Below are 8,298 nucleotides of genomic sequence, written 5' to 3'. Positions count from 1 at the left end.
CGCGGGGCGATACCCGCCCACCCCGCCCCTGCTCCCGCAGAGCGGCGCGGGGCGATACCCGCCCACCCCGCCCCTGCTCCCGCAGAGCGGCGCGGGGCGATACCCGCCCACCCCGCCCCTGCTCCCGCAGAGCGGCGCGGGCTGGTACCCGCCCCCCCCGCCCCAACTCCCGCTGGACGGCGCGGGGTGCACGGGTGGGTGGGTGGGAGGTATCCGCCGCGGAGCGGCGGGCTTGGCGCTTCTGGCCCGGCGGGACGGCGCAGGCAGGAAACCTCCACCCGCCGTCACCCCCGTCAGGCGCCCCGCCCGTTAAATGTGGACCAGGACCTTGCTCAGGAGTTCGCCCATGCGTGTGGCGCTGTCGCGGCCCGCCTGGAGGACTTCCTCGTGGTTGAGGGGCTCGCCCGTCATGCCCGCGGCGAGGTTCGTGACGAGGGAGATGCCGAGGACCTCCGCGCCCGCCTCGCGCGCGGCGATGGCCTCGAGGACGGTGGACATGCCGACCAGGTCCGCACCGATCGTGCGGGCCATGCGGATCTCCGCCGGCGTCTCGTAGTGCGGGCCGGGGAACTGCGCGTAGACGCCCTCTTCGAGGGAGGGGTCGATCTCCTTGCAGAGGGCGCGCAGGCGCGGGGAGTAGAGGTCCGTGAGGTCGACGAAGTTCGCGCCGACGATCGGGGACGTCGCCGTCAGGTTGAGGTGGTCGCTGATCAGTACCGGCTGGCCGGGGCGCATGCCCTCGCGCAGGCCACCGCAGCCGTTGGTCAGCACGATGGTCTTGCAGCCGGCCGCCACGGCGGTACGGACACCGTGCGAGACGGCGGCCACGCCACGGCCCTCGTAGTAGTGGGTGCGGCCCAGGAAGACCAGCACACGCTTGTCGCCGATCTTGAAGGACCGGATGCGGCCGCCGTGCCCCTCGACCGCCGGCGGCGGGAAGCCGGGCAGCTCGGTGACGGCGAAGTCGGCCTCGGGTTCGCCCAGCGCGTCGACGGCCGGCGCCCAGCCGGAGCCCATCACGAGGGCGACGTCGTGGGTCTCGGCGCCCGTCAGCTCGCGAAGGCGCGCGGCGGCGGCGTCTGCGGAGGCGTAGGGGTCGCCCTGGATGTCGTCCGGAATAACTGAAGCGTTCACGCGGACGAGAGTAGCCGTTTATGGCCTACGCGCGTAGATGACGATGCTCACCGGATTCCGATCGTTGTCTTGTCGTTTCCGACAAAGCTGTTTCCGGCGGTCCGGCGGCCGGAGGTCAGCAGGGGCGTTTGCGGAGTTCCATCACGTAGTCGTGGGGGGCTCCGGCCGATTCGGCGGCGTCCGCCAGTTCGCCCAGGTAGCGCGCCGAGGGGAGCCCGCCCTCGTAACCGTTGAGTACGTACACCCAGGCCGGTTCCTCGGCCTCGAGCGTGTGCACGCGGACCCGCATGCGCCGGTAGATGTCGAGCCCGACGCCTTCCCAGCGGTCCATGGAGTCCTCGTCCATGGGGGCGATGTCGTAGAGCGTGACGAAGACCTGGGAGCGGGGGGCCTCGACGAGGGTGGCGAGCGCGCCTTCCCAGCCCATGTGCTCCCCGCCGAAGGTGAGCCGCCAGCCGTTCAGCCAGCCGGTCGCGCGCAGCGGTGAGTGCGGGGCGCGGCGTGACATGAGCCGCGGATCCAGATTGCCGGCGTACGCGGCGTAGAGCGACATGACGTCGAGGGTACGGCAGCAATCAAGTACGCCCCTCCTGAAGTGGAAGGACCGCCCGGACGGGGGGCGGTCGCACGGACGGAGGGCCCCGGCGCGTAACCATCTTGAAGCGTGCGGGACAATGGAGTACGTGACTCGGATCGTGATCATTGGCGGCGGACCCGGCGGATATGAGGCGGCGCTCGTAGCCGCCCAGCTCGGCGCGGAGGTGACCGTCGTCGATTGCGACGGTCTGGGCGGGGCGTCGGTGCTCACCGACTGTGTGCCGTCCAAGACTCTGATCGCCACGGCCGAGGTGATGACCACCTTCGATTCCTCGTACGAGGAGCTGGGGATCATCGTCGCGGACGACACTCCGCACATCGACAGCCCCGCGCGCGTGGTGGGTGTGGACCTGGGGAAGGTCAACCGGCGGGTGAAGCGGCTCGCGCTCGCGCAGTCCCACGACATCACCGCGTCCGTCACGCGTGCGGGCGCGCGCGTGCTGCGCGGTCGCGGGCGGCTCGAGGGGCAGCAGGACACCGACGGGTCGCGGAAGGTCGTGGTGCGCGCCGCCGACGGCACCGAGGAGACCCTCGTCGCCGACGCCGTGCTGATCGCGACCGGCGGTCACCCGCGCGAGGTGCCCGACGCGCAGCCCGACGGCGAGCGCATCCTGAACTGGACGCAGGTCTACGACCTCGACGAGCTGCCCGAGGAGCTCATCGTGGTCGGTTCGGGTGTGACCGGTGCCGAGTTCGCCGGCGCCTATCAGGCCCTCGGGTCGAACGTGACGCTCGTGTCCAGCCGTGACCGTGTGCTGCCCGGTGAGGACCCGGACGCCGCCGCCGTCCTGGAGGACGTCTTCCGGCGGCGCGGGATGAACGTGATGTCCCGTTCGCGCGCCGCTTCCGCCAAGCGTGTCGGCGACCGGGTCGAGGTCACCCTCGCCGACGGCCGCGTCATCTCCGGCACTCACTGCCTGATGGCCGTCGGCGCCATCCCGAACAGCAGCGGCATGGGTCTGGAGGAGGCCGGGGTCAGGCTGAAGGACTCCGGGCACATCTGGACCGACAAGGTGTCGCGGACGTCGGCGCCGGGCGTGTACGCCGCCGGTGACGTGACCGGGATCTTCGCGCTGGCCTCCGTCGCCGCCATGCAGGGGCGCATCGCGATGTACCACTTCTTGGGCGACGCCGTGCAGCCGCTGAACCTGAAAGCCGTGTCGGCGAACGTCTTCACCGACCCGGAGATCGCGACCGTCGGCTACAGCCAGGCCGACGTCGACGGCGGCAAGATCGACGCGCGCGTCGTCAAACTCCCGCTGCTGCGCAATCCGCGCGCGAAGATGCAGGGCATCCGCGACGGTTTCGTCAAGATCTTCTGTCGGCCGGGAACGGGGATCGTGGTCGGCGGTGTGGTCGTCGCACCGCGCGCTTCGGAACTGATCCACCCCATCTCGATCGCGGTCGACAACAATCTGACGGTCGAGCAGATCGCGAATGCGTTCACCGTGTACCCGTCGCTTTCGGGCTCGATCGCCGAGGTGGCGCGCCAACTCCACACGCGGAAGACGGCGGGCGAGGGCTGATCGGAACGGCGGCCTGAATCAACTCTTCGCAGGTCACGCACTGTTGCCGCGCATTCGCGTGGCATAGGCGGGGAGAGTAAGCACCTATACCACTTCCCACCCTGCCGTGCGAACAACTTCTGCAATTCGGCGCAAACTGCTGAAAGCAGACGGTCGTTGGGGTTACTGTCAGTTTCGTGTTCGCTGCAGAACGTCGCCAATTGATCCTCGAAATGGTGCGGGCCAACGGGGCGGTATCGCTCCGTGAGCTCGCCCGCGTCGTCCAGACCTCCGAAGTGACCGTACGGCGGGACGTGCGCGCGCTGGAGGCAGAAGGACTCCTCGACCGCCGACATGGCGGTGCGGTATTGCCGGGCGGATTCACGCGGGAGTCCGGCTTTCCGCAGAAATCACATCTCGCGACCGCCGAGAAGACGGCCATCGCCGATCTCGCGGCGGGTCTCGTCGAAGAGGGCGAAGCCATCGTCGTCGGGGCGGGTACGACCACGCAGGAGCTGGCCCGACGGCTCGCGCGGGTGCCCGGTCTGACCGTCGTCACCAACTCCCTGCTGGTGGCACAGGCGTTGGCCCACGCCAACAGGGTGGAAGTCGTCATGACCGGCGGCACCCTGCGCGGTTCGAACTACGCCCTCGTGGGCAGCGGTGCCGAGCAGTCCCTCCAGGGGCTGCGGGTCTCGCGCGCGTTCCTCTCGGGCAGTGGTCTGACCGCCGAGCGCGGCCTCTCCACGTCCAACATGCTCTCCGCGAGCGTGGACCGCGCGCTGGTCCAGGCGGCGGCCGAGGTCGTGGTCCTCGCCGACCACACCAAGCTCGGCACCGACACGATGTTCCAGACGGTGCCGACGGACGTCATCACCCGCCTGGTCACCGACGAGCCGCCGGGGCACGACGACCGTGCGGCCACGGAGCTGCAGGCGCTGGCCGACCAGGGCGTGCAGATCACGGTGGCCGGCGGAGTGGCAGGGCCCGGCGCCGGGTCCGGTGTCGATTCCGTCCCGGCGGGGCGCCAGCCGCGCCGGGACGTGCCCCTGCCGGGCCAGCGCCGCACCCACGGGGCGGGCCCGGGCCAGCAGCTGCGCAGCGCGATCCTCGGGGAGCAGCCGCCCGGGGAGCGGGCCGCGCGGGTCGCGGACATGCGCCGCCGCTGAACCGGGCGGGGTCGGGGAGGAGCGGACGACGCGGTGTTACGCCGTGGTCGGCCCGTCGGCCTTCAGGCCCCGCAGGGTCAGCGTGAGCAGGCGGTCGGCCAGCTCCGGATCGTCCGGGGTCTCCTCGGCCGCCAGCGAGATCGCGTTGGTCAGCTGGAGCAGGTCGGAGATGGAGACGTCGGGGCGCACGGCCCCTGCCTCCTGCGCGCGGGCGAGCAGCGCCGCGCCCGCCTCACGCATGGGCTTGCTGCACCGCGCCAGCGCCGAAGTGTCGTCGTGCGACGCCGACATGAGCGCGCTCGACAGGCCGCGGTACTCACCCGCATGAGTGATGATCGCGCGCAGCCACGCCACGAGTGCCGAACAGGGCTGCGGGTCGTCGAGCAGGGCGTGCGAGCGCGCGAGCAGATCGCTCACCGCGTCCTCCCAGACCGCGCTCATCAGCGCGTGCCGGTTGGGGAAGTGCCGGTAGAGGGTGCCGATGCCGACGCCCGCGCGGCGCGCCACGTCCTCCAGGGACGCGCCCGTGCCGTGCTCGGCGAAGGCGGCGCGGCCCTCGGCGAGCAGCCGGTCGTAGTTGCGGCGGGCGTCGGCCCGCATGGTGCGCGCCGACTGTGCCGCCTGCCGCGGCGCTCTCGCCTGGCTCATGCCGGTCGTCATCCCCGCACCCTTCGTGAACGTACGCGTCCCTCAAGGATGCCACTGCCCGCGGCGCGCGATCGGCGTAGGTCAGGACTCCCGGCGGGCGAAGAAGGCGTCCAGCTCCGCTCTGGCCCTGCGTTCGCGCCGGTGCGGCGGCAGGGCGCCGCCGCGCAGGTTCCGTGCCAGCCAGAGTGCCAGCGGGTACGTGACGCAGGTGCCGACGGCGAGTCCGGTCAGCACTCCGGAGGCCAGCTCACCCATGATCATCAACTCACCTTCGTGCGGTGCCTGTCGGGGCTCGGACGGAAGCCGTCGCGGGCCGTGGCGATCATCGTGGCCCCGTTGTCCGGGGTCACGGCGCCGTAGCCGAGCAGCCGCCAGCGCGGGTCCACGGCGTCGCTCTCGTAGTACGGCACAGGGCCCGCCGCCGACGGCACCAGGAGCGGCGCGGGCTCCCGTGCGCAGCCGTGGCAGGCGGCGACCTCCTCGGTGCCCTCCGGGGCGCCGAGCGGGGCCTTGGGGAGCCGCACGCGGGCGTGCCCGCGCTCGTGCAGCGGGTTGAAGTAGCAGGGCGGGTCGGGCCGCAGCGGCCGTTCCGTCACCAGGGCCTCCAGGGCGCGCAGCCCGATGCGGCTGAACTCGACCGCCGCCACGAGCTCACCCAGGGCGTGCGCGGCGTCGTACGCCGGGTCCGGGCTCCGTGGTCCTTCGCAGGCCGGACCGATCACGGAGTTGCTCGCCTGGATGGAAGCCGTGACGGCGAACGAGGCCAGCTCGGTGCGGAGTCCGGTCGGGAGCGAACAGGTGTGGCGCAGCGCGTCGCCGAGCGCGGACGCGTCGCTGAGCAGCTCCGCGCGCTGTTCGGCGCGCGGGCGCAGGGCCTCGGCGTCGCCCCGCGGGTCCGGCAGCGGGGCGCGCCAGTCGGGCGCGGGCAGCGGCAGGGCGAAGGTGTAGGGGCGGCGGCGCCCCAGTGGCAGGTGTGTGAAGCGGCGCAGGAGCGCGAGGGAGAGGCCCGCGGCCAGTCCCAGGACGAGTCCCGCTTCGTAGCGCTGTCCGGTGTCGGCGGCGGCCGCGAGCCAGCTGGTGGCTGTGATGGTGCCTGCCGCGGCCAGCAGGCACAGTACGTCCCCCGTACGTGTCACTGAAGTCCCCCCGTGGTCTTCGGCTCTACGGCAGGAAGGACGCGGGGGCGCCGCGCTGCGGTTGCGGGTTCTCCGTACCGTGGCCCGGCCGGTCACCGGCTTCGCCGGGTTCGTCCTCGATCGCCGAACGGGCTTGAAATGCCGCCGGGCCGGGCTGGAAGATCCAGCCCGGCCCGGCGGCTCGGCACTCCGCTGTCGCGGGTCAGTCCCTGCTTCGGCCCCTGCTTCAGTCCTTGATCTCGCAGATCACCGCACCGGAGGTCAGGCTCGCGCCCACCTCCGCGGTGAGGCCCTTGACGGTGCCCGAGCGGTGCGCGTTCAGGGGCTGTTCCATCTTCATGGCCTCCAGGACGACGACCAGGTCGCCCTCCTTGACCTCCTGGCCCTCCTCGACCGCGACCTTGACGATCGTGCCCTGCATGGGCGAGGCGAGGGTGTCACCGGAGGCGGCCGGGCCGGACTTCTTGGCCGCGCGGCGCTTGGGGCGGGCGCCGCCCGCCGCAGCGGTGCGCGCGATCGTCATGCCCAGCGAGGACGGCAGCGAGACCTCCAGGCGCTTGCCGCCGACCTCGACGACGACCGTCTCGCGGCCCGGCTCCTCGTCCGTCTCGGTGTCCGCGGCGGCCGTGAACGGCTTGATCTCGTTGACGAACTCGGTCTCGATCCACCGGGTGTGGACCGTGAACGGGTCGCTGGAGCCGGTCAGCTCCGGCGCGAACGCCGGGTCCTTGACGACGGCACGGTGGAAGGGGATGGCGGTGGCCATGCCCTCGACGTCGAACTCCTCCAGCGCGCGGGCGGCGCGCTGCAACGCCTGCTCGCGGGTGGCACCGGTGACGATCAGCTTGGCGAGGAGCGAGTCCCAGGCCGGGCCGATGACCGAGCCGGACTCGACGCCCGCGTCCAGGCGGACACCGGGGCCCGACGGCGGCGCGAACGTCGTGACGGTGCCGGGCGCGGGCAGGAAGTTGCGGCCCGGGTCCTCGCCGTTGATGCGGAACTCGAAGGAGTGACCGCGCAGTTCGGGGTCGCCGTAGCCGAGCTCCTCGCCGTCGGCGATGCGGAACATCTCGCGGACCAGGTCGATGCCCGCGACCTCTTCGGTGACCGGGTGCTCGACCTGGAGACGGGTGTTGACCTCCAGGAAGGAGATCGTGCCGTCGACGCCGACGAGGAACTCGACGGTGCCCGCGCCGACGTAGCCCGCCTCGCGCAGGATCGCCTTGGAGGCCGCGTACAGCTGCTCGTTCTGCTCGGGGGTAAGGAACGGCGCGGGCGCCTCCTCGACGAGCTTCTGGTGGCGGCGCTGCAGCGAGCAGTCACGGGTCGAGACGACCACGACGTTGCCGTGCTTGTCGGCCAGGCACTGGGTCTCCACGTGCCGCGGCTTGTCGAGGTAGCGCTCGACGAAGCACTCGCCGCGGCCGAAGGCCGCCACGGCCTCGCGCACCGCGGAGTCGTACAGCTCCGGGACCTCTTCGAGCGTGCGGGCGACCTTCAGACCGCGGCCGCCACCGCCGAACGCCGCCTTGATCGCGATCGGCAGGCCGTTCGCCTCGGCGAAGGCGACGACCTCGTCGGCGCCGGAGACCGGGTCGGGCGTGCCCGCGACCAGCGGGGCGCCGGCGCGCTGCGCGATGTGCCGCGCGGCGACCTTGTCGCCCAGGTCACGGATGGCCTGCGGGGGCGGGCCGATCCAGTTCAGGCCCGCGTCGATGACGGCCTGCGCGAAGTCGGCGTTCTCCGAAAGGAAGCCGTAGCCGGGGTGGATGGCGTCCGCCCCCGCGTCCTTGGCCGCGGCCAGCACCTTGGAGATGTCCAGGTAGCTGGTGGCCGGAGTGTCACCGCCCAGCGCGAACGCCTCATCGGCTGCCCGTACATGCAGCGCGTCCCGGTCAGGGTCTGCGTAGACGGCTACGCTCGCGATCCCTGCATCCCGGCATGCCCGGGCAACGCGGACAGCGATTTCGCCACGGTTGGCGATGAGCACCTTGCGCACGATGGCTCCCTCCTTGAAACAAGCCGAGTTTAGGGACTGCCGACACGGGCTTACGACCCGTCCCCAATGGTGAGCTTGCCCACACGGAGTGTGACTCGAGGCCGACTAGG

General features: G+C 71.8%; 8 protein-coding genes. 2 read left to right on the top strand and 6 right to left on the bottom strand.

The genetic code is table 11. The features are described from left to right. Positions 1-309: 309 nt before the first annotated feature. Positions 310-1,134, bottom strand: coding sequence for a purine-nucleoside phosphorylase (locus AB0N81_RS35730; protein WP_365365931.1), 825 nt, complete (start codon positions 1,132-1,134; stop codon positions 310-312). A gap of 115 nt (positions 1,135-1,249) precedes the next feature. Beyond that, a complete protein-coding gene (locus tag AB0N81_RS35725; RefSeq protein WP_365365929.1) occupies positions 1,250-1,687 on the bottom strand; it encodes a gamma-glutamylcyclotransferase in 438 nt (145 codons plus the stop codon). Between the two features lie 121 nt (positions 1,688-1,808). Between AB0N81_RS35725 and AB0N81_RS35720 the strand changes: the two genes are divergently transcribed. Continuing rightward, on the top strand, positions 1,809-3,257 hold the full coding sequence (locus tag AB0N81_RS35720; protein WP_365365927.1) for an NAD(P)H-quinone dehydrogenase: 1,449 nt from the start codon (positions 1,809-1,811) through the stop codon (positions 3,255-3,257). Positions 3,258-3,433: 176 nt separating this feature from the next. Further along, a complete protein-coding gene (locus tag AB0N81_RS35715; protein WP_365365925.1) occupies positions 3,434-4,405 on the top strand; it encodes a DeoR/GlpR family DNA-binding transcription regulator in 972 nt (323 codons plus the stop codon). Positions 4,406-4,441: 36 nt separating this feature from the next. Here AB0N81_RS35715 and AB0N81_RS35710 read toward each other — a convergent pair whose 3' ends face one another. From AB0N81_RS35710 to AB0N81_RS35695, 4 genes are all read right to left on the bottom strand, one after another. Then, the gene (locus tag AB0N81_RS35710; RefSeq protein WP_365365923.1) at positions 4,442-5,053 is read right to left on the bottom strand and encodes a TetR/AcrR family transcriptional regulator; all 612 of its coding nucleotides are present in this window, start codon (positions 5,051-5,053) and stop codon (positions 4,442-4,444) included. An 81-nt stretch (positions 5,054-5,134) separates the two neighbouring features. Next, on the bottom strand, positions 5,135-5,308 hold the full coding sequence (locus AB0N81_RS35705; RefSeq protein WP_365365921.1) for a hypothetical protein: 174 nt from the start codon (positions 5,306-5,308) through the stop codon (positions 5,135-5,137). Positions 5,309-5,313: 5 nt separating this feature from the next. Then, positions 5,314-6,189, bottom strand: a complete 876-nt coding sequence (locus AB0N81_RS35700) for a hypothetical protein (protein ID WP_365365919.1) — start codon at positions 6,187-6,189, stop codon at positions 5,314-5,316. A 226-nt stretch (positions 6,190-6,415) separates the two neighbouring features. Further along, entirely contained in the window at positions 6,416-8,188 is a 1,773-nt protein-coding gene (locus AB0N81_RS35695; protein ID WP_365365917.1) for a biotin carboxylase N-terminal domain-containing protein, read from the bottom strand. Positions 8,189-8,298 lie beyond the last annotated feature (110 nt).

Origin of the sequence: Streptomyces sp. NPDC093510, assembly GCF_040683555.1 — a bacterium.
Taxonomy (GTDB): Bacteria; Actinomycetota; Actinomycetes; order Streptomycetales; family Streptomycetaceae; genus Streptomyces.
This window is presented reverse-complemented; position numbering and strand designations above follow the sequence as displayed.

Bases quoted from the DNA above. Each gene is read 5' to 3' on its own strand.
- AB0N81_RS35725 (WP_365365929.1), bottom strand. From the start codon at position 1,687: ATGTCGCTCTACGCCGCGTACGCCGGCAATCTGGATCCGCGGCTCATG.
- AB0N81_RS35710 (WP_365365923.1), bottom strand. From the start codon at position 5,053: ATGAGCCAGGCGAGAGCGCCGCGGCAGGCGGCACAGTCGGCGCGCACC.
- AB0N81_RS35705 (WP_365365921.1), bottom strand. From the start codon at position 5,308: ATGGGTGAGCTGGCCTCCGGAGTGCTGACCGGACTCGCCGTCGGCACC.
- AB0N81_RS35720 (WP_365365927.1), top strand. From the start codon at position 1,809: ATGGAGTACGTGACTCGGATCGTGATCATTGGCGGCGGACCCGGCGGA.